The following is a 20,183-nucleotide window of genomic DNA, read 5'->3' on the forward strand; positions in this document are numbered from 1 at the left end:
TCTCGTTGATCTCAACGACGTAGCCTTCGGGAGCCTTGAAGTCCTCCGGGATAGCGAACGTGGTGCCCTCGGGTGCCTTGACCTTTTCCTCGGTCGGGTTGCCCTCATCGTCCGTCTTGGTGAAGGTCGGGGAAGACTTCGTCTCCTTGCCCGGGACGACCAGCTTAGGCTCGTAGGCAGGGTCGAACTCATCAGCGTCACGAGTCACCAGCACCGTCCAAGCGGAAACGTCATTGCCACCAGACACCAAGACAACGTTGAAGTAATCGCCCTTCTTGGCGTCCTGCGGAATGTCGAAGGTGCACGCTGCGACCTGCTCCTTGGCAGACTTGGATTGGTCAATGTCACAGGTCTTCAAGACCTTCCCGTTGACGTCGCGCCACTCCACCTTCGACGTTGCACTGGACACCGTGCCATGAAGCTCAGGTGTTACCGTCACGCCCGGCGCCGCCGGCTTGTCCGTTGCGTTGTAATCAGCGGTAATGGACGCCGGTGCGTACGGCATGATCGCGTAGTGGACGTTGTACAGCGAGTTCAGGTTCTGGAACCCGATTCCGTTGCCCCAGTTGATAGGCAGCTGGTTCTCACCAGGAGCTGCCGCAGGGCGGAAGTTACCGCCGTGGTTGAAGCGCTGGAAGGTCGGGGTGTGGAAGCCGGTGTAGCCATTCTGGACCACGCCGTTTTTATCCTCCACCCACACGAACAGGTGGTTCGGGTTGAGGATGTCCTCGCGGATCTGGCCCTTCTCGTAGTTACCGAAGCGCAGGGTGTACCAGCCGTCTGGATCAGTCTTGCCGTAGACGGTCTTGAGAATGTACTCGGGGTGCGCCTCAAGCATTTCCTTGGTTGCCTGGGCGATCTTGTCCGGATCCTTCTTGTACGTCTCACGCAGCTTCTGGTTCGCTGCCGCACCGTCCTTGGTCAGGGTGGATGCGTACACGGTGTAGCCATCAGCCGGCTCATCAATGCTGTTAAACGCCGGACCGGTTGCCACGATGCCCTTATCGGGGCCACCGGTCTCCAACCACACGCGACCGGAAACGGTGTTCGGGACCTTTGTCTGCGTCGACGCTGAGGCGATCGGACCCTCCGGGTCCTCAACAAGCTTGTCGCCCTTGGCAGCCAGCCAGCTTTCCTTGTGATTCGGCGCGACCTCGCGCAGGAACGCTGCCGTAAGCTGCATGTTGCCGTCGCTAGCAACGAAGGAGCCAAGCGGGGCATCGGCTGGTAGGTTGAACGAACCCGGCACAAAGCCGTTGGCCTGACGGAACATCTCAACCCGGTTGCCGCGCTCATTGGTGAACGGTTCTACCCAGATGCGGTGCATCTGATCCGTACGCGCCGTGTAGGTGTGCTCACGTCCCAGCTTGTCAGTCCACGTGATGCCCTTGTCACCCGTACCGAACGCAAACGTGCCCTGGCCGCCGTTGCCGCCAACCACGTCTGGCAGCGTGTGCGTCTTCGCGCTGAAGATCGGTGAGTAGGAGCCATCCTTGTCACGGAACTGCGCGTAAACGGTGATGCCATCCAGCTTCACGTTGCCGTTGTCATAGGCTGCGCCCGGGTTACCTGCCACGCCAGTCAAGTACACGTGACCGGAGATCAGGCCCTTGCCTACACCGTGGGCATCCGTCAGGTTCGCAGCTTTAGTGACGCGGCCGCTGGCGATCATGTCTGCATCAATGATCTTGCTCTCGGGATTCACCGTTGGCGATGCCTGCGCCTCCTGCGCTTCCTGCGCGACAGCGGCCGGTGCGGCAGCCGGGCTCACTACCGGCTGGGCAAACGGGACAATCAAAGCAAGCGACAGTGCCGCGGCAGCTACCGACGTGCCCCGCCGGCGTGCAATGTTCATTCCCTGCATGAAAATCCTCCAGGACGTAATTGGTTCGGAGTGGTTCTGTGTAGTTCGAGCAGAGCACCTACGTGATAGGTTCCTCTCGCACCGCCGAAGCTTAGTTTCACAAAACTATCCACTCAAGGTTTCCTGAAATTTTACTTACTTACGCTTGGGTAACTACTGAACTAGTTTCGCCCTTACCCGCTGTAAATCCTCACTTTTGCAAGGTATGATCACAGTAAATTAACAGTGAATAAAAATAGCTCCTGTGGACGTAGGTGACAGGTCACGCTTTAAACGCTGGTCACGCCCACAGAATGCCGGAGTTAAATCATGCCCATGACATATATTCCGGTTGTAGCGTTATTTGATGGAATGTGGGCGTCGATAAGCTAAAAAGCCCAAACCCCGATGCCGAGAGTGCGACACCGGGGTGAGTTTTATCAGCTTAGGAGGAGAGCGTGTACTCCTTGCCGGAGGAACCCTTGAGCTTCGCGTCCTTCACCGAGGAATTGAAGCCGCCACCCGGCGCGCAGTTGTCATAGATCAACGTGCCAGCCAGAATGCCTGCGGCGATCAGTGCGATACCTGCGGCAACCATCGCCAGATCCGCGCCGACCTCCTTCAAGCGGGCGTTGACCTCAGCAACCTGGCCAGCCATCTGCGGGTTGAACACACCCAGCTGCTGCTGGATCTGGGAGTTCGTCTGTTCCAGGCGAGCCGATACTTCATTGGCAATCGGTGTAAGTCCCGGCAGGTCGATCTGGGTGGCCAGGCCAATCGGCAACAGTTCGATCAGCGGCAGACCAAACCCGAGGGTGGTGGCGACACACTTGCCGGTGTCAATGCCCGGCGCGGTGTCAGGCTTGTCCTGGGCATCGGCAGGGTTGGTGGTTTTCTCGATTTCCTCTCGGTTGGTGTGGCCGTCACCATCAAAGTCACCGTTCGGATCCAGCAGGGACTTGCCGTCCTTGCCAACCAGATCGAAGTTGGCCGTGGCGCTGTTGGTGGAGTCGTCCTCGTAGGTGAAGTTCACCTCAACTGCCGGACGGGCAAACGGCTTGAAGGTTTCGACGAACGTATCCCAACGCTTGCCAGCCTCAGTGCTCTTGATCTCCGGCAGCTTCGCTGCGATCTTGTCCTTGACCTGATCCATCGACGGAGCCTTGGCGTTGATCACGCCGTTGTCCTGCGGGGCGAAGGTCCACGTGTCCGCATCAGAGTCCTGGGTCGGCGTTGCTTCGGTGTTCTTGAGCGGGGCGGTCTTACCGAACGGATCGTTGGTGTCCTTCTCACCATCAACCGGCACATCGGTCTTGTCGTCGTACTTCGGCGCATAGCGCTGCGCATCAGAACCAACGATGAGCTTGGTGTTTACCTCATCGGTGCTGCCGTCCGGGTAGGTGACAACAACGGTGACGTCGTACTCGCCCGGTGTCGAGGTGTCCGGGGTCTCCTTGTACTGGAACTTCGTGCCCTCTGGAAGGTCATCGGCGTTCTGGATGTTCTTCCTCGGGTCCGGGGTGCCGCCCGTTGGAACCTTCTGGTCCTGGCCCTGTGGGTCGTACTTCTCGTTGTCCTTAGCCTCCGGTTTCGGAGCCTCGGTGACCGTAACCGTGGCGGTGACTTCGTCCTTGGTGCCATCCGGGTAGGTGACAACAACCGGGACCGTGATCGTGTCGGCAGGGTTGGCATTGTCCGGGATCTTGACGGTGATTGCACCGGTGTTCTCGTCGACGGTTACACCCTCTGGGGTTTTGTCGCCCGGGGTGAAGGTGGTGCCTTCCGGAGCGGTGGTGGGGTTGCCGTTTTTGTCCGTGAACTTCGGAGCAGGAACCGTCACATCCTTGCCAGGCTCACCGTTGCCGCCCTCATACTCAGGCTGGAAGTGATCGTTCGCGTTCGGCACCTTCGGGTTGCTGTCTTCCGCATCCGGGATGCCGTCGCCGTCATCATCACCGTCTTCGGTATCTGGGGTGCCGTCACCATCAGTGTCCAGCTTGAAGTTCGCCGTGGGGTGATCCTTCGTGCCATCCGGGTAGGTGACGGTCACCGGGACATCGAACTCCTCCTTGGAATCCGCGTTGAGCTTCGGCTTGCCATCTTCATCCTTCTCCACCGTGACGGTGACAACACCGGTTTCCGAATCAACCTCAACCTTGAAGCCCTCCGGTGCTGTGAAGTCCTTCGGCAGTTCGAACGTGGTGCCGCTCGGCGCGTCAACGTCCTTGCCGTCCTTGTCCTTGAACGTCGGCTTCGAGGTTGCCGGGGTATCTGCAGTTACGTTGGTGCTGCCATAGGACGGATCGAAATCCTCCGCCTGGTCCTGAGCCTTCACAACCAGCGGCACGCGATCAACGTGACCAGCCTGCACAACCGTCGGCTCGCCGCCTTCTTCCTCAGCCGGGATGACAATGTCATACGTCACCGTCACATTCGGCTTCTCCTGCGAAGGAACGTCCTTGGTCACCTCGGTCGGAGTGCCCGTGATTGTGCCGGCAGCCGGATCAAACTTCAACCCAGGCGGCAGGCCCTCAACCTTGAGGTTCTGGGCCACCGCGCCCTCAGGAAGGCCCTCAGGAAGCACGGCCTGGCTGTAGGGCTGGTTCACCGTGGCGTTATGAAGCTTGGTGTCCGTGACAAACAAGTCATAGACCTTCGAGTTCTCCACGGTGGACACCTTGGCATCCCCAACCGTCAGCTCAGCCTGATTGACCACCTTCACCTGGTACTGGCCAGGCTTCGTCGGCGTACCCGAAATCACGCCGGTTGCCGGATCAATGCTCATACCGTCCGGTAGACCCTCGGCGTGGAAGGTTTGGTGCGTGGTGGCGTCGGCAAGCATGGGTGCTACCGAATGGTTGTAGGCCTCCCCCACCGAACCAACAGGCAAGGAGTTGATCACCACAGCCGTAAACGCATCCGACGCAAGCGGCGTGCGGTTACCCGTACCATCCTCCGCCCACAACGTCGCCGTGTACGTAGTGTTCTTCTCCAAATCCGCCGGCACCGTGAAATCCGCAGAAGGCAGCGAAAAATTCTCCACCTTCAGATCCTTATGCTCCGCCACCACGTTGCCCTCAGGATCCGTCCACACAATGTCATACTTCAGGTTCTCATGCGTAAGCAGGCCCGTAGCCTTAGTCACCGCAGTATCCCCAGCCTGCGCCGTGTGCAGCTGCGAATCAAAATTCACCACATCAAAATCCAGCGGTGCCGGGCTCAAAATGATGTTCATGCCGCGCTGGTAGTCCTGCATCCAGTCCTCAGTCTTACCGGCCGCGACGTTCTTGCCGCCAGACCACGTGCCCGGATCAATACCATTCGTCCAACGCTGGAACTGCCAACCAGACTGCACACCAATGTTGTCCGGCACATCAACCGGGCCAACGTACATCCAATCCAAATTGATGTGCTTGGAGGTGGTTGTACCCTGGGTCCAATTGCCCTCGGACCAGGAGCTGGCCAGCGTGTGGAACTTCTCCTGCGGGACGAAGACGCGGTGGTTGCGGGTGTCGCCGTAAAGGCCCTTGAAGTAGAGCCAGTAGGCGCCATTTTCATCCGTGGTGGTGGTCACCGTCTCTGCAATCCACTCCGGATGATCAGTCTGGATCTGCTGGTTGATCCACTCCTGCATCTTGTTCTCATCCGCAATCGTCCAATCACTGCCGCGCAGCTTTCGACCGCCGAAGTTCTGCTTCACGTGCTCCTCAATGGCAAGGATCGCCTCATCGGACAGGTAAGAACCGACGATCTCCTGGCCCGCAAGGACCAAGTCACGCTGCTCGCCCTGGATGACGCCGCCGCCCAAGATCGCGGCCGTCTCGGAGTCCACAGCACCGTTCGGGACCGCGGAGTTCCAGAACACAACACCGCTGACCGAGCCTTCTAGGCGGCTGCCCACATTGTCGCCCTCATTGGACACCGCCCACTGATCCCGCGGCTTAGTCAACGTGTAATCCGTGTTGCGGATGAAGTTCACATCCAAATTGGAAACGTTGTAGTTGCTGTTCCACGACACCATGTGCGAACTATCCGCCACCGACTGCGACGGCGCCCACGCCGACGCATAGTGATTCATCAGACGCAAATCCTTCTTCTGCCCGTCCGGCAGCTCAACCCACACACGGATCTTCTCGTTCCAACCATCCAGGCGGCGGTTGCCAGCGATGTCTTGAAGACCCGCCGAACCCGTGGTTCGGGCCGCCTCAAACACGCGCATACGGTTCAGCTCATCAAAAAACGGTTTCAACTCAATGGCGTACGAACCCTGCTCATTCGTTGTAGCGGTGTAGACCGGCGAAAAACGAACATCGCTAGTACCCTCCTTCCACTGCGCATACACCTTCGCGCCAGCAATCGGCTTGGAGTAATCCGCCAAACCCGCATTCGTAGCCGCCTGCGCGAACACCTCACGCACCGTGCCCGAAATAGTGAACGGGGCGTTGGCCAAGCCCTCAGACTCAATCGCGGTGCCCGTGACCGGGAGGGCGTTCTGGGGTTGGGCTTTGGCTGGTTGGGCTTGGGTTGGTTGGGCTTGGGTTGGTTGGGCTTTGGTTGGTTGGGCTTTGGTTGGTTGGGCTTGGGTTGATTGGGCTGGTGCTGGTGCTGGTGCGGCGTGTGCTGGTTGTGCTGGCTGTGCGGTTTGTGCGATCAGCGCAAACGACAGTGCTGCAGCGGCAATCGACGTTCCACGACGGCGTGCGATGTTCATTCCTCGCATGACTTCCCCTTCAGGGATCAAAGTTCCAATAACACCCACGCCCATCCGTAGACGTGGGGCCGAGCGGGAAACCTGCTCACAGGCTTCTCACAGACCGGGCAAAGTTAGCTTGAGGAAATTAGTTGCTCAAAATCGAATAAGAGGGCTATCAGTTTTTATTCGTTCGTTATTACGGGTTGTGAGCAGGCAATTTAAAGTGGATTCTCAGCTATCAGTTAGATAGATTTGGCCAATTTGGTGATAAGTCACGTTCCTATCAGTGCTGGCTAGAGGTTTGTGCCTGTATTTGGTTCGGTTTGCGGTGGGGCTTTTGGCGGATATCGTCGCACCATACCCACATTTGGGGGCAATTCGTGTGATCTATGGGTGGCGGCGCCGGGGCTCGGCGGGTGTGGCGGGTCTCGGCGGGTGTGGCGGGTCTCGGCGGTGGTGCAGCCTAAGTGAGGCGAGGGCGCGAGTGAGACACGCGGGCTAAACCCCGAACGGAAGACTACGGACACGCCGAGTTTTCGTGGCGTACTCGGGGTGCTGTGCTCGGGGTTTACGGCGTGTTCGGGGTTTACGGGGTACTCGGGGCTGCGGCGTGGTGCCGGGGAGCGGCAGCGGCGATGAGTTTCGGGCGCGGTCGGGGTGTAACGCCAAGCCGGGGTGCCTGACGGAGGCAGCAGTGAATTAAACGCGTGTCATGGTAGCCAAAAGCGCTTCAAAGTAAAGTCGGCAGCATGCAGATTCAAACCCTTGCCCTGGATAACTTCCGGCGCTTCGCGCATTTTGAGATGGAATTTGAGCCAGATCTCACGCTCATCAACGCGCGCAACGGCAAGGGAAAAACAACAGTACTCGAGGCCGCGACAATCGCACTGCAGCCCTTCGTTGGTACCTTGATGCCTGGACAATCTGCCAGCATCAAACAACCGGATGCAAGATACTTGCCTAGCAAGGGGTTTGAACGCGAGCAAGACTTCCCGGTTGCAGTAACCGCAACCTTTGCCAACCCCAATGTGCAATCTAGGCGAGAGCTTCGAAAACCAAACGGTCGCACTACCAGCGTAGGTCCCCACGAGCTGACTGAATACGCAAATGACCTCCTCGACAAACTGCGCGATGGCAGTGCCACGGTGGAGTTGCCGGTGATCGCCTATTACAGCTCAAAGCGTCTCTTTGCGCTGCATAGTGGCCTTTCAAGCAGGATCGCCGGGCTAAGCCGTACGGTTGGCTACCAGGATTGCTTGTCAGTGCTTTCAAATTTCAAACAACTCGAACAATGGATGGCAACCGCCACACTCGCGCAACTGCAAGAAAAGCAACGGAAAACCGGTGCAGCGGGCATTGCGGTACTCCGGAAAAGAGTGCAAGGCATTGAAAATGCCGTCGACTCCGTACTGGCAGATGAAGGCTGGACCGGCTTTCACTACAGCCTCCACTTTGAGGAGCTGGCGATTTCCCACCCAGACCACGGCCTGATGCCAATTTCAGTGTTAAGCGATGGCACGCGTGCAATGGTCTCCGTCGTGGCTGATCTGGCCAAACGAGCATCACAGCTCAACCCTGATTACGGTGAAAACGCCGCGAAGCTTGCATCCGGAATCGTGCTCATCGACGATATTGACCTGCACCTTCACCCCGAGTGGCAGCACCGCGTTGTTCCTGGTTTGCAGACAACATTCCCCAACATGCAGTTCATCATCAGCACCCACAGCCCTCAAGTGTTGGGCTCAGTACCGCGCAAACACATCCGTGTACTGAAACAGGATGAAGACCAGCAATGGCACGCCCGTATTCCCGAAGAGGGACCCAAGCTGCGCGGCTAAGCCAATCTGCACACCCTTTACACCCCTCCGAAAGATGACGTACATTGTACTCACACAATATTTCGGGAAGAAGTAGGGGACTACGATGACACTGACAAAGGATAAGCGACTCAACCTCCGCACAACAGCCCAACAAGACCAGCGCCTTAAGCGGGCTGCGGAAGTCCGTGCGGTTTCCGTGTCCGAATTCATCCTCAAAAGCGCAATGGCAGAAGCAGAGAAGGTCCTAGCGGATCGCCGCTGGTTCGAGCTGAACGCGGAGGACTTTGCAAAGTTTGAGCAAGCTCTTGACACACCAGTCGATGGGACGAAGCTGGCACGCCTCCTCGCCTCTGAATCCGTATTTGGCAAGGAGTTCACCCTTGACTGACGGTATCCTGCACGAACCTCGCAGGATTAAGAAAGGCGACCACCTTTCAAACTTCTCGTGCGGAGTAGACAGTCTCGACGAATGGCTCAAGCGGTTTGCGCTGCGGAATCAGCGGGCCAACAACGTAGTTACGTACGTAACCACGCTCAACGATGAAGTTGTCGGCTACTACGCCCTCGCCTCAGGCGGGGTTAGCCGTGAAACACTGCCGAAAGACCTGCCTGGCGGGTCGAGACCATATGACGTACCGGTGATTGTCCTCGCCCGCTTCGCCGTTGACTCCCGCGCACAGGGCAAAGGCGTCGGCCGATCACTGCTTGCAGACATGTTCCGGCGCGCGCTCGCAGCCGCCGACATCGTGGGTGCAATGGGAATTTTGATCCATGCACACGACGAAAGTGCGAAGCAGTTCTACCTGCACCATGCCGATTTTTGGGAGATGCCCGGCGAACCGCTGCACCTACTACTGCCGATTAAGTCGATCCGTGCTGCGCTTGAGAGCGAGTAGGTAAAACCCAGCCCCCTAGCGCTCCATCACGTCGTGGCGCACGATGGTCTGGTCACGGCCCGGGCCTACACCGATGTAGCTGATCGGGGCACCGGAGAGCTCCTCCAGACGCAGCACGTAATCCTGCGCCTTCTGCGGCAGATCCTCAAACGTGCGGCACTCCGTGATGTCCTCATCCCAGGCCGGCATGGTCTCGTAGATCGGCTCGGCGTGGTGGAAATCGGTTTGGGTCAGCGGCATCTCGTCGAAACGCTGACCGTCCACGTCGTACGCCACGCAGATGGGAATCTCACCGATGCCGGTGAGCACGTCGAGCTTGGTGAGGAAGTAGTCAGTAAACCCGTTGACGCGCGCGGCGTAGCGAGCAATCACGCTGTCATACCAGCCGGTGCGGCGCTTACGACCCGTATTCACACCAACCTCACCACCGGTGACCTGCAGGAACTCGCCCCACTTGTCAAACAGCTCCGTTGGGAACGGCCCCGCGCCCACACGCGTGGTGTAGGCCTTCACAATGCCCAGCACACCCGTGATGCGGGTCGGGCCGATGCCCGCGCCCACACATGCGCCGCCGGCGGTCGGGTTCGAGGAGGTCACAAACGGGTAGGTGCCGTGGTCCACGTCCAGCATGGTGGCCTGGCCGCCCTCCATAAGCACGTGCTTGCCTTCGTCGAGGGCGGTGTTGAGGACACGTTCAGCGTCGATAACCATTGGCTTTAAGCGCTCACCATAGCGGCCGAAGTAATCCATGGTCTCCTCCACCGAGATGGCCTGGCGGTTGTACATCTTCACCAGCATCTGGTTCTTCACATCCAGGGCGGATTCGATTTTTTGGCGGAGGATTGATTCGTCGAAAATGTCCTGCACACGAAGGCCAACGCGAGCAACCTTGTCAGCATAGGTCGGGCCGATGCCGCGGCCAGTGGTGCCAATCGCACGCTTGCCCAAGAAGCGCTCCTGCACGCGGTCCAGCGTCTGGTGGTACGGCGCCACCAAGTGCGCATTGCCGGAGATACGCAGGCGCGAAGCGTTCGCGCCGCGGGCCTCCAGACCGTCGATCTCCTCAAACAGCGCCTCAAGGTTGACCACAACGCCGTTACCAAGAATCGGGGTGGCATTTTCACTGAGCACGCCGGCGGGCAGCAGCTTCAGCTCATACTTTTCACCGCCGACAACCACGGTGTGGCCGGCGTTGTTCCCACCGTTGGGTTTGACCACATAGTCAACCCGGCCGCCGAGGATATCGGTAGCTTTACCTTTCCCCTCGTCTCCCCACTGGGCACCCACAATGACGATGGCGGACATCTATCGCTCCTTATATATACGGACCCGCATGAATTGTCCCGCGTTGCATATCTCGCGTGGACTTTGCGGCCAGAGACGGCGCTTATTGTAGCGTGCAATCTATGCGTCTACTTCATTGCGCGTGCGGTCCCACCGAAATTTCTATCCCGGGCGCCCAGCGACACGACCTTCCACCAATCCCCTCACGCAAAGATTTGCGCTTTTTAGACACCGCGGCCAAGGAGTGCCTGCCGGTAGATCCCACGCCTTCGCTTGCAGAGATTCAGAAGAACCCAGCCGCGCCGCACCTGGGCGATCCTGCGTTTGCGCCACAGCAGCCGGAGGAGCCGCTGCGCGTGATCGTCTCGGGTTCTGACGCCGCCCTGGGCGCCGTGCTGACCCGCATGATGCGTGGCGATTACCTCTGGGCGGAGGTGGCATATCTGCCTACGGATGTTGGATCGCCTGCGGCCGTGAACTGGGGTGTGGATGGGGACGTTGCGTTTGCCTGCGAGGCACCCGTCGTCCCCGCCGCCTGCGTGCGTACGGACAAAGGCCTGGTAGTTGCGGGTTCGGCGTCTGTATATTGCGGCGATGGGTCCTCCGAATTTATCGGCGAGATCATCGTGGATTCCGAAACCCTACTCATGCGCACCGGCGGCCGCTCCCGCCGCCGCGGCCTCTACGGCGCACGCCTAGTACCCACCATGAGCGCACCCGGCATCGCCGCCACCACCATCACCACCCCACTTGTCCGCCGCGGCCTCGCCCGCCTCCTGCCCGCCGGGCAACCCGACCCCACCCAAGTCCTCACCGGCCGCGCGGTCCAAGCCGGTGGCGAGAGCATCACTTTGCTTATCGACGCCCACGCCCACCCCCCAACCACCTCCACCACCTTCTACCGCCACCTCCGGGACATCCAATCGGTGCGTGCCGCATCGTTGTAGGGTCAGTTTAGGCCCACTTCAGGTTGTGTGTGAGAAAACTCACATTGTTGGTTTTGTTGTTTATGAGACCGCTTTCGTAACCGTTTCGCAATGTATGCAAGGTGGATAGAACCGTAAATGTTCCTGAATCCCCAGCGCATGGGGTTGCCCGTTGGCGGTATACCGGAACATTTGAAAATTACGAGGGAAAATTCCAGGTTTTTGGCCGGCTGGGGTTTGTGGTCGGCGGAGTCGGTGGAACGCCGTTACGTTGGGTTGTGTTCTGAAAAACCAACTAACCAAGGAGCTACACCCAATGACTAACCTCAACCGCATTGAGGATCTTGCAAACGCAACCGCTTACGACGTCAACGGCGACAAGGTCGGTTCCGTCCAGGACGTCTACGTCAACGACACCACCGGCCAGCCGGACTTTATCACCGTCAACCACGGCCTCTTCGGCACCGGCAGCTCCATCGTCCCGCTGCGTGGCCACAGCCTTCGTGATGGCGACCTCCACCTGGCCTTCCCCAAGGACCGCATCGAGGACGCCCCGGATCTTGACGACAACGGCCACCTCACAACCAACGACCAAGACGCCCTCTACCGCCACTACGCCCTGACCGAAGTCCAGGACGTGACCACCTACGAGACCGGCGCTCCGGCCGATGGTGCTGTTGATGCTGGTACTGCTGGTGCCGCTGGTGTCGGCGCTGCCGCTGCAGGCCTTGGTGCTGGTGCCGCTGATGCTGACCGCCCGGCCGCTGGCGCTGCCGACAGTGACGAGCTCATCCGCTCCGAGGAGCAGCTCAACGTTTCCAAGGACCGCGTCGAGTCCGGCGAGGTGCACCTGCGCAAGTACGTTGTCACCGAGACCGAGACCGTCGAGGTGCCTGTTGAGCGCGAAGAGGTCCGCATCGTCCGCGAGCCGATCACCGAGGCCGACCGCGCTGCCCACACCGGCGCGATTGGCGAGGCCGAAGCCTCCGTCACCCTCCACGAAGACCAGGTCACCGTAACCAAGGAGTCCGTCCCGGTTGAGAAGGTCTCCCTTGAGACCGAGACCGTCCGCGACACCGAAACCGTCTCCGAAGAGGTACGCAAGGAGCGTTTCGAAACCGACGGCGTTGTCACCGACGGTGACGCCGACCTCCGCTAGCGGAGGAATCGGCCGGCGCCAGCCGGCCCAACAATGAGAAAGCCGACCCACTCGGGTCGGCTTTTCCTTTTTCCTTTCGTCCCAGTCCCAGTCGGCCCCCGCCAAAAGAATTCAGAACTAATTCAGTGCCCTGGGGAGAATCCTGAATTCGTTTGGTCTGGGGCGCTCAGCGACCTGGGGAAACTGAATTCTTTGCCCGTTTTTGGGGAAAGAATTCAGGGTCGGCGGCGCCGTACTGAATTAGTTCTGAATTCTTTCCCCTGGGCGGGCCGAACCCGTCCACAACTGGCTTAGCAACTGGCCTAGCGGCTGGCTCAACAAGGCGGATCCTGACAAATGTGACGAGGCGCCCAGGGCCGCTCAGCTAAAGCCCAGTTCAGAACCTCTCGAACTGATTGGCGATGTCAGATTTGTCAGCGAGGAGGCTGCGGCCCTGACAAATTTGACAATTCGGTCGGCTGCCGATTTACAAACGGGCAGGTCAGGCGGTTTTGGCAAAATTTTGGTGTCAGATTTGTCAGTGGTCGCCAGTCGGGACAGCTGGAGGGCTGGCCGGTGGCCGAAAAGGGCTGGCCGGTGGCTGGCCCGGCCACCGAAAACCGCCGGCTACTCGCCGATGGGGTCTACGTCGAAGACTTCCGGCGGGTACTTCGGCGTTGGGGACGTCGGTGCCAAAGCAGCCAGGGCGGACTCCCTAGACATGCCGCAAATCTGCAGCATGTCCACCGTCAGGGAGCGCGTCTGGGCGAGGAGGGCGTAGGTGGACAACACCGGCCCACCAGGGGCGGATTCCGCAACTGACATGTCGGCGGTCTGCGCCACGGCGCGCAGCTCGTTGACCATCCTCGGGATGACGGTGGCTTGGGCGCGGCGGGAGTGGACGTCGTAAACCTCGGAGACCTCAAGGGCCACCTTGGCAAGCGTGTCAATCAACGCGATTTGGGTCTCGGACACCGGGTCCTGGTCCTGGCACAACACCCGGGCGCGACGAGCCAGCACGCGGGCGGAACGCACCGCGTTGTCCACCGGCGGGATCACGCGGCTCATGGACTGGATGTAGCGGCGCGAGCTCCACAAGAACGGCGAGATGCGTGTGGATTCTTCACCCGACTGCACCGCCGCGGCCATCGCGTCAATGCGCGTTTGGGATCCTCGGATCGCCTTCAAGGCAGTGTTGATTTCTTTGGGGTCGAGGGCTTGGAGTCCAGACGCGACGTCGTCAAGCACACTGCTCAAAAGGCTCATAACCTGGGCGATCTCTGCCCTCGCTGAGGCCATGGGACCTTGGGGAATCAACGAAAGGACGCCGAGGGCCACGAGACAACCGATGAAGGCGTCCACGGTGCGGTCAATGCCCGTGACCTCTGCATCCGGCGGCATGATTGTCGCGATCAGGATTGAACCGATCGCCACCTGGTTAACCAGCATCTGGGACTTTGAGAAAAACGACGCAATCAGAAGCGCCCCAGAGACAATAACCGCAATCTGCCAGGGGCCGTCCCCCAGCCGGTAGAACAATAGATCACCCACCAGCACGCCAAGCATGCAGCCGATGGTGATGTCCACCGCCTTTGTCAGCCGGTCGCCGGTGCTGATGCCAATGATCAGCACCGTTGTAATCGGCGCGAAGAACGGCCGTTGGTGACCAAACAGATCCTGCGCGATCCAATACGCAAGGCCGGCGGCAAGACCGGTCTGCAAAATCGGCAACAGCCGTTTACGCACGCGCTTGAAACGCGCCTGGAAAGACTCATCAACCGCGCGCAGACGGTCGCGAGTGTTCATTCGTTGTTGAGCCATGGCAGTACAAATACTAATGGCGCCGGGCTTAACCCGACGCCACGTGTTAAAGAGAGAGCTTACTTAGCGACGCTCTTTCCAACCGAATGCAGATCCTGGCACGCCTCAATCACACGCTCAGACATGGACTGCTCCGCCTTCTTCAGGTAAGAACGCGGGTCATACATCTTCTTGTTGCCAACCTCGCCGTCAATCTTGAGCACACCGTCATAGTTCTGGAACATGTGAGTGACAATCGGGCGGGTGAACGCGTACTGGGTGTCCGTGTCAACGTTCATCTTGACCACGCCGTAGCGCAGGGACTCCTCGATCTTCTCCTTCTCAGAGCCGGAGCCGCCGTGGAAGACGAAGTCAAACGGATTGCTGCCAGCAGCCAGGCCAAGCTTCTGCTCCGCAACCTTCTGGCCCATGTCGAGCACCTCCGGGCGCAGCTTCACGTTGCCCGGCTTGTATACGCCGTGGACGTTGCCAAAGGTAGCGGCAAGCAGGTAGCGGCCGTTCTCGCCGGTCCCCAGTGCGTCGATAGTCTTAGCAAAGTCCTCTTCCGTGGTGTACAGGTTGGCGCCGGCCTTCGCCTCAACGCCGTCCTCTTCGCCACCAACAACGCCGATCTCCACCTCAAGGATGATGTTGGCCTTGCGTGCCTTCTCCAGAAGCTCCTGGGCGACCTCAAGGTTCTGATCAATCGGCACCGCCGAGCCGTCCCACATGTGGGACTGGAACAGCGGCAGCTCACCACGGTCCACGCGCTCCTGGGAGATCGCCAGCAGCGGACGCACGTACTCATCCAGCACCTCAAGCTGGCAGTGGTCCGTGTGCAGCGCAATGTTCACGTCATAGTGCTTGGCCACCTCGTGCGCGAACGCCGCCAGCGCCTGCGCGCCAGCCACCTTGTTCTTCACGCTCAGGCCGGAGCCGAACTCTGCACCGCCGGTGGAGAACTGAATGATGCCGTCCGACTCAGCTTCGGCGAAGCCCTTGATAGCTGCGTTGATGGTTTCAGAAGAGGTGCAGTTAATTGCCGGGAATGCGAAGCCGCCCTTCTTGGCGGCATCAAGCATCTGGTTGTACACCTCAGGGGTTGCGATAGGCATGCGGAAATCCCTTCCTGTCGGGGCAAAAGATACCCCTCCAGTATGCCCCGTCTACGGCATGTTTGCAGCCACCGCCGCCGCAGCCTCCAGCAGCAGCCAGCCAGACAGCTGGACTGAGAGGTCGCGCTCATCAATTCGAACCAGCCCCACCGCTTCGCTTATCGACGCCGGGCCCAACCCATAGTTATGCGGCAACCTCGCATCTTCCGTCCACTCCGCCGGGAAAATCGGCAGACCATCGACCTCAAGACGGTGCTGCCACAGGCTTTCCGCCGACGCTAGGACCAGGCGTGCCGCCACCTTTTTGGTAGCGATGTTCTCCCGAGAATCTTCTGGAAGCCGCACCGCGATCTCCGCGAGGTAGCGCGCGAGGATGCCCTTGAACAGGCCGCCGTCGCCCTCACCGGATTCGGCCGCCGGGCTGATGATCACGCCCTGCGGCGTTGCCATATTCAGCGCGATGGCCTGCACGATCGCGCGGATGTGCGTGATGTAAAACACGGACGCGTCGGCGCGTTCGGAGAACTCAAACGAGTCGATCGGTTCATCGCCGGCAAGGCCGATGTCCTCGCGCAGCGCCAGCGCGATCTCCAACGAGGCACCCAGCACCGTGCCCTGGTTATAGGTGTAGAGCTTCTGGTTCACCTCGGGCCCGTGCATGCGCATCCGGATGCCGTCATAGAGCAGGCCGGACTCTGCGACCAGGTTGTCAAAGATCCAGTCCGTGATCTGGCGCGCCTTGTCTAAACGACCGGTCCTTGCAAACAGGATCGCCGCCGTGGCGTTCGACGCAATGTTGTAATACGTCTCCTCCGCCTTAAGCGGCAACACGCCCGTAATCGGATCAATGGCCTCAAGCAGGTCAAACTCCAGCGCGTCGAGCGTGCGCGTCTGTTTAAAGCCGTCCAGTGCGAGTGCTCGGTTCCACGCCAGCGCAAGCCACGCCTTGTCATCATTGTGCGGATTATCCGTCGGCTTGCCTTTGGTCCGGCGCTGAATGCCGCGAAGCGTGTCCGCCAACTGTTTGCGCCTGGACTTGGTCGGCCGCCGCAGCGCCGCATCCACCTGGCAATCCAAGTACTGCGCCTGCCACCAAAAGTGCCAGTGCCAAAACAGTTTGTCCTTCGCCCCCGGCGGCCACGTCACCATTGCCAGGTTGGTTTTGGGGATGCCCCAAAGACGAGCGGCGTGACGCTCATGAATGGCAGATGCTGCCAGGTCAGCGCGATGCGACCAGGTTTCGGGCACGTTGGCTCCCTCGGCTCCCTCGGCTCAGAATTGTGCTTTCTATATTGCCACGCGAAGTCTCTTTGTTACCCCCTCCCCCGGCCGGCGCTGCGGGTGGTTGCCAGGGCGAGCCCGGGTGCGCATTCCTGTGAATCGGGGCTTTCCTGTGAGTCGGGGTTGGAATACCCCTTTGGCGCATCGTCGGCATTTTTGTGAGTAGATGCTCGGTCAGAGGCTCGGGATTTGGAATCTTCACGCTCTGACCGAGCATCTAGTCACTAAAAGGCAGAGCCTCCGCGAAAGCAGGGTGTCTAGGCCAGGGCGGGTGTCCGGGTGGGGTCAGCGGGAAGGTCGGGAGGAGAGCGATGAAGGAATTCCGGGAGGTGATGTCACCACCTGGGGCAATGGGTGCCGGAATGCAACAATTTGGAAATTACCGCAGCGGCCGGGGGCCAGACGCCGGAGGCCAACGCTGGAAAGCTACCAGGCCTGGGAGAGGTCGGCGTGCTGGCGGATCCAGGCGTGCATGGCAATGCCGGCGGCAACGCCCGCGTTGATGGAGCGGGTGGATCCGAATTGGGCGATGGAGCAGGTCATGGAGGCGGCAGCTTGGGCGTCGGCAGTCACGCCGGGGCCTTCCTGACCGAAAAGCAGCAGGCAGCGTTTCGGTAACTCAGCCGTTTCCAAAGGCACCGAGCCGGGCGTGTTGTCGATGGCCACAACCGTGATGCCCTCCCCAGCAGCCCACGCAATCAAGTCCGCAACCGTGGCATGGTGGCGGATGTGCTGGTAGCGGTCCGTGACCATCGCGCCGCGCCGATTCCACCGCTTGCGCCCAACAATGTGCACCTCACGCGCCAGAAACGCATTTGCTGTGCGCACCACGGTGCCGATGTTCATGTCGTTTTCGAAGTTCTCGATGGCCACATGGAAATCGTGACGCTTCGAGTCCAAGTCGGCGACGATGGCGTCCATGGACCAATACCGGTAGGCGTCGACAACATTGCGGGTGTCGCCTTCGGCAAGGAACTTCGGGTCGTACTGCTCGCGTTCAGGCCAGGGGCCCTCCCATGGTCCGACACCGTGGCGGCCCTCGTTCCATTCGGTGGGGCCTTTCGCCTCGGTGGGGCCTTTCGCCTCGGTGGGGTCTTTCACGTGGGCGTCGTCAAGCGGAAGCTCAGGCAAGCCCAAGGTCCTCCAGGCCGAGGATGTGGCGGTACTCCACGCCGGCGTCTGCAATGACCTGGGCGGCGCCGGTCGCGCGGTCGACCACGGTGGCCACGGCGACAACCTCAGCGCCCTCGGCGCGGCAGGCCTCGACGGCGGTCAGCGGGGAGTTGCCGGTGGTCGTGGTGTCCTCCACAACCAGGACGCGCTTGCCGGCGATCGATGGGCCCTCGATGCGACGCTGCATACCGTGCTTTTTCGCTTCCTTGCGCACCACAAACGCGTCGATAGGCCGACCGTCCGCGTGCATGACAGCGGTGGCCACCGGGTCGGCGCCGAGGGTAAGCCCACCGACGGCGTCGAAATCAAGGTCAGCGGTGAGCTCACGCAGCAGCTTGCCAATCAGCGGGCTCGCCTCATGGTGCAGCGTGGCCCGGCGCAGGTCAACGTAGTATTCCGCCTCCTTGCCGCTGCTCAGCGTCACCTTGCCATGCACCACGGCCAGCTCCTTGACCAGCTCGGCCAGACGTTCTTTGTTACTCATGTGTGTCCTCCTCAAAAATGGATGGCGGTTGTTGCATGCGCGGCGCGCGCGTTAAATCCCCAGCGCGGGAGTCGCCGGCGATCGGCGCGACGTCATCCGCACCCACCTCGCGCGGATCCACCTCCCCCTTCGTGGTCCCCGTGACCCGCGTGGGCAGTTCCACTTCGGGCCGCAAGAGCTTTTGCTTATCGACGCCCACCTCAAAGCCCCTCTCCGCCAACCCCCGAGGGGAGGCGGGTGGGAGGGTCCGCGCGGCGTCTGCAAGCAAACCGAGCGGGGCGAAGGCGGCGTGCCAGTCGCTGGGCTTGGCGCCGTGGGCCAGCTGGGCGACAACCCAATCAGCCTCAAACCACACGGCCTCCACGGCTTCCGGCATCTGCTCAAGAGCAGTGGAAACGCGCACGTCAATGAAGCGTTGGATGGGGCCGGTGTCCGTGCCGAAGATGCGGAAGCCTTCGACTTCGGTGATCAGGTGCAGATCGGTGTCGTCGTTGGCGGTGTCGTCGTTACCTCCGACACCGGAATGGTCCGAAGCGGACCGGCGCATGTCTACGACCACGTCGCTGGCCTCGCCAGTAGTCATGGCGATGACCGTTATCGAGCCGAGGTCCGCAATGTAGGTGTCGTGGCCGTACTGCACGCCACTGGCCACCTTGGTTGCCGCCGCTCCTGCTGAAGCGGCACCGCGGCGCCACTCCCCCGTCAACGACTCATCAGTCTTGGCGTAGCTGAACCCATTCGCCTTCGCCCACGCCTGCCTGGTCTCCGTGACCGGAAGCGCTGGCAGCGCTGGCAGCCCGGGCAAACTGGTGTCTGGACGCAGCAGCCACAACCCCGCCGCAAACAGCACGACGGCTAAAAGAATTAATACGTAGGCCATTACACGTCTGCCGCCACCGGGTTTTCACGATTCGCCGCCCACTGCGACCAACCACCGATGTAATGCGTCAACGTTGGCAAACCGGCGTGCTCCAACGCCGCGAGCAAAAGTGCCGAGTGGTTACCCGAACCTGAATACGTAATGGCCTGGGCCGGATCCGTTGACTCCGTGATCCCCGCCTCAGCCGCGCGCTGAAGGATCTCATCTGCCGAACGCACCAACACGTGATCATCTTCCTGGTGGAACAGCTCCGCCACCGGAAGATTCACCGCATTCGGAATATGGCCTGCGCGCAGGTCAAGGGCTTCGCGGCGGCCTTGGAAGCGGCGTTGGGATCTAGCGTCGATAAGCAGGCCAGCGAAATCCCTGACCTCCTCCATGCTGGCAGTGGGCATGCAACCTGGTGTGAGCTGCACCTCGCGCGGCACAACCACCTGGCCGGGACCGGCGACCGTGGGCAGCTGCTTGCCGTCCCAGCTGGCAAAACCGCCGTCCACAATGTGCACATCCTGGATGCCCGCCCAGCGCAACACCCACCACGCGCGCGCCGCGAACAGGCCCGTGCCCTGGTCATAGACGTACGTCGGACGGCCTGCCTCAATACCCCAGCTCTTCACAGCCTTGCGCACAACATCAATGTGCGGCAACGGGTTACGACCCTCCGCGCGGCCCGGCATGCCCGCCAAATGCGACGCCGGATCACAAAACAACGCCGACGGCACATGCTCCGACTGGAACTTCGCCCAGCCACGATCCTCTTTCTGCTCCCACAGCGCCGCAATCACGGTCTGCTTCTTGCCGGACTGAATGCGATCGTTCAGCTCCTCCGCCGCCACAAAAACGCTCATGG

14 protein-coding genes and 1 pseudogene are annotated in these 20,183 nt (G+C 60.4%); 5 read left to right on the plus strand and 10 right to left on the minus strand.

The genetic code is table 11. The features are described from left to right. Both HMPREF3104_RS06230 and HMPREF3104_RS06235 read right to left on the minus strand, forming a co-directional pair. Nucleotides 1–1,864: pseudogene (locus tag HMPREF3104_RS06230) on the minus strand (hypothetical protein); the annotation flags it as partial. A gap of 424 nt (nucleotides 1,865–2,288) precedes the next feature. Beyond that, nucleotides 2,289–6,563 carry a YPDG domain-containing protein gene (locus tag HMPREF3104_RS06235; protein ID WP_141738151.1) on the minus strand — a complete coding sequence of 1,425 codons (4,275 nt, stop codon included), beginning with the start codon at nucleotides 6,561–6,563 and terminating at the stop codon, nucleotides 2,289–2,291. 722 nt (nucleotides 6,564–7,285) lie between these two features. On the opposite strand from HMPREF3104_RS06235, the gene HMPREF3104_RS06240 reads away from it, so the two are divergent. From HMPREF3104_RS06240 to HMPREF3104_RS06250, 3 genes are all read left to right on the plus strand, one after another. After that, nucleotides 7,286–8,374: an AAA family ATPase gene (locus tag HMPREF3104_RS06240; protein ID WP_070494840.1), complete on the plus strand. Its 1,089-nt coding sequence runs from the start codon at nucleotides 7,286–7,288 to the stop codon at nucleotides 8,372–8,374. A gap of 85 nt (nucleotides 8,375–8,459) precedes the next feature. Continuing rightward, on the plus strand, nucleotides 8,460–8,744 hold the full coding sequence (locus HMPREF3104_RS06245) for a type II toxin-antitoxin system TacA family antitoxin (RefSeq protein WP_070494841.1): 285 nt from the start codon (nucleotides 8,460–8,462) through the stop codon (nucleotides 8,742–8,744). Further along, nucleotides 8,737–9,252 carry a GNAT family N-acetyltransferase gene (locus HMPREF3104_RS06250; RefSeq protein WP_070494842.1) on the plus strand — a complete coding sequence of 172 codons (516 nt, stop codon included), beginning with the start codon at nucleotides 8,737–8,739 and terminating at the stop codon, nucleotides 9,250–9,252. The genes HMPREF3104_RS06245 and HMPREF3104_RS06250 overlap by 8 nt, the downstream gene beginning before the upstream one ends. A 15-nt stretch (nucleotides 9,253–9,267) precedes the next feature. Here the strand turns inward: HMPREF3104_RS06250 and HMPREF3104_RS06255 are convergent, their stop codons facing one another. After that, the gene (locus tag HMPREF3104_RS06255) at nucleotides 9,268–10,557 is read right to left on the minus strand and encodes an adenylosuccinate synthase (RefSeq protein WP_070494843.1); all 1,290 of its coding nucleotides are present in this window, start codon (nucleotides 10,555–10,557) and stop codon (nucleotides 9,268–9,270) included. Nucleotides 10,558–10,658: 101 nt separating this feature from the next. On the opposite strand from HMPREF3104_RS06255, the gene HMPREF3104_RS06260 reads away from it, so the two are divergent. Both HMPREF3104_RS06260 and HMPREF3104_RS06265 read left to right on the plus strand, forming a co-directional pair. Then, the gene (locus HMPREF3104_RS06260) at nucleotides 10,659–11,483 is read left to right on the plus strand and encodes a hypothetical protein (protein ID WP_070494844.1); all 825 of its coding nucleotides are present in this window, start codon (nucleotides 10,659–10,661) and stop codon (nucleotides 11,481–11,483) included. A 295-nt stretch (nucleotides 11,484–11,778) separates the two neighbouring features. Next, nucleotides 11,779–12,621 (plus strand): PRC and DUF2382 domain-containing protein, encoded by an 843-nt coding sequence (locus HMPREF3104_RS06265; protein WP_070494845.1) that lies wholly within the window; start codon nucleotides 11,779–11,781, stop codon nucleotides 12,619–12,621. Nucleotides 12,622–13,227: 606 nt separating this feature from the next. Here the strand turns inward: HMPREF3104_RS06265 and HMPREF3104_RS06270 are convergent. The 7 genes from HMPREF3104_RS06270 to HMPREF3104_RS06300 all read right to left on the minus strand — a co-directional run bounded on the left by HMPREF3104_RS06270 (nucleotide 13,228) and on the right by HMPREF3104_RS06300 (nucleotide 20,181). Further along, nucleotides 13,228–14,421 (minus strand): FUSC family protein, encoded by a 1,194-nt coding sequence (locus tag HMPREF3104_RS06270; protein ID WP_070494846.1) that lies wholly within the window; start codon nucleotides 14,419–14,421, stop codon nucleotides 13,228–13,230. 59 nt (nucleotides 14,422–14,480) lie between these two features. Beyond that, nucleotides 14,481–15,515: a class II fructose-bisphosphate aldolase gene (gene fbaA / locus HMPREF3104_RS06275; protein ID WP_070494847.1), complete on the minus strand. Its 1,035-nt coding sequence runs from the start codon at nucleotides 15,513–15,515 to the stop codon at nucleotides 14,481–14,483. Between the two features lie 51 nt (nucleotides 15,516–15,566). After that, nucleotides 15,567–16,763, minus strand: coding sequence for a glycoside hydrolase family 76 protein (locus HMPREF3104_RS06280; protein ID WP_070494848.1), 1,197 nt, complete (start codon nucleotides 16,761–16,763; stop codon nucleotides 15,567–15,569). Between the two features lie 459 nt (nucleotides 16,764–17,222). Continuing rightward, nucleotides 17,223–17,897 carry a TrmH family RNA methyltransferase gene (locus tag HMPREF3104_RS06285; RefSeq protein WP_070494857.1) on the minus strand — a complete coding sequence of 225 codons (675 nt, stop codon included), beginning with the start codon at nucleotides 17,895–17,897 and terminating at the stop codon, nucleotides 17,223–17,225. 22 nt (nucleotides 17,898–17,919) lie between these two features. Then, complete coding sequence (pyrE, locus tag HMPREF3104_RS06290; protein WP_070494849.1) at nucleotides 17,920–18,453, minus strand: orotate phosphoribosyltransferase; 534 nt, start codon at nucleotides 18,451–18,453, stop codon at nucleotides 17,920–17,922. Next, entirely contained in the window at nucleotides 18,446–19,333 is an 888-nt protein-coding gene (locus HMPREF3104_RS06295) for a type III secretion system chaperone family protein (RefSeq protein ID WP_070494850.1), read from the minus strand. The genes pyrE and HMPREF3104_RS06295 overlap by 8 nt, the downstream gene beginning before the upstream one ends. Next, nucleotides 19,333–20,181, minus strand: a complete 849-nt coding sequence (locus HMPREF3104_RS06300; protein ID WP_052205999.1) for a sulfurtransferase — start codon at nucleotides 20,179–20,181, stop codon at nucleotides 19,333–19,335. The genes HMPREF3104_RS06295 and HMPREF3104_RS06300 overlap by 1 nt, the downstream gene beginning before the upstream one ends. Nucleotides 20,182–20,183 lie beyond the last annotated feature (2 nt).

This window comes from Corynebacterium sp. HMSC30G07 (assembly GCF_001806945.1).
GTDB classification, from domain to species: Bacteria; Actinomycetota; Actinomycetes; order Mycobacteriales; family Mycobacteriaceae; genus Corynebacterium; species Corynebacterium riegelii.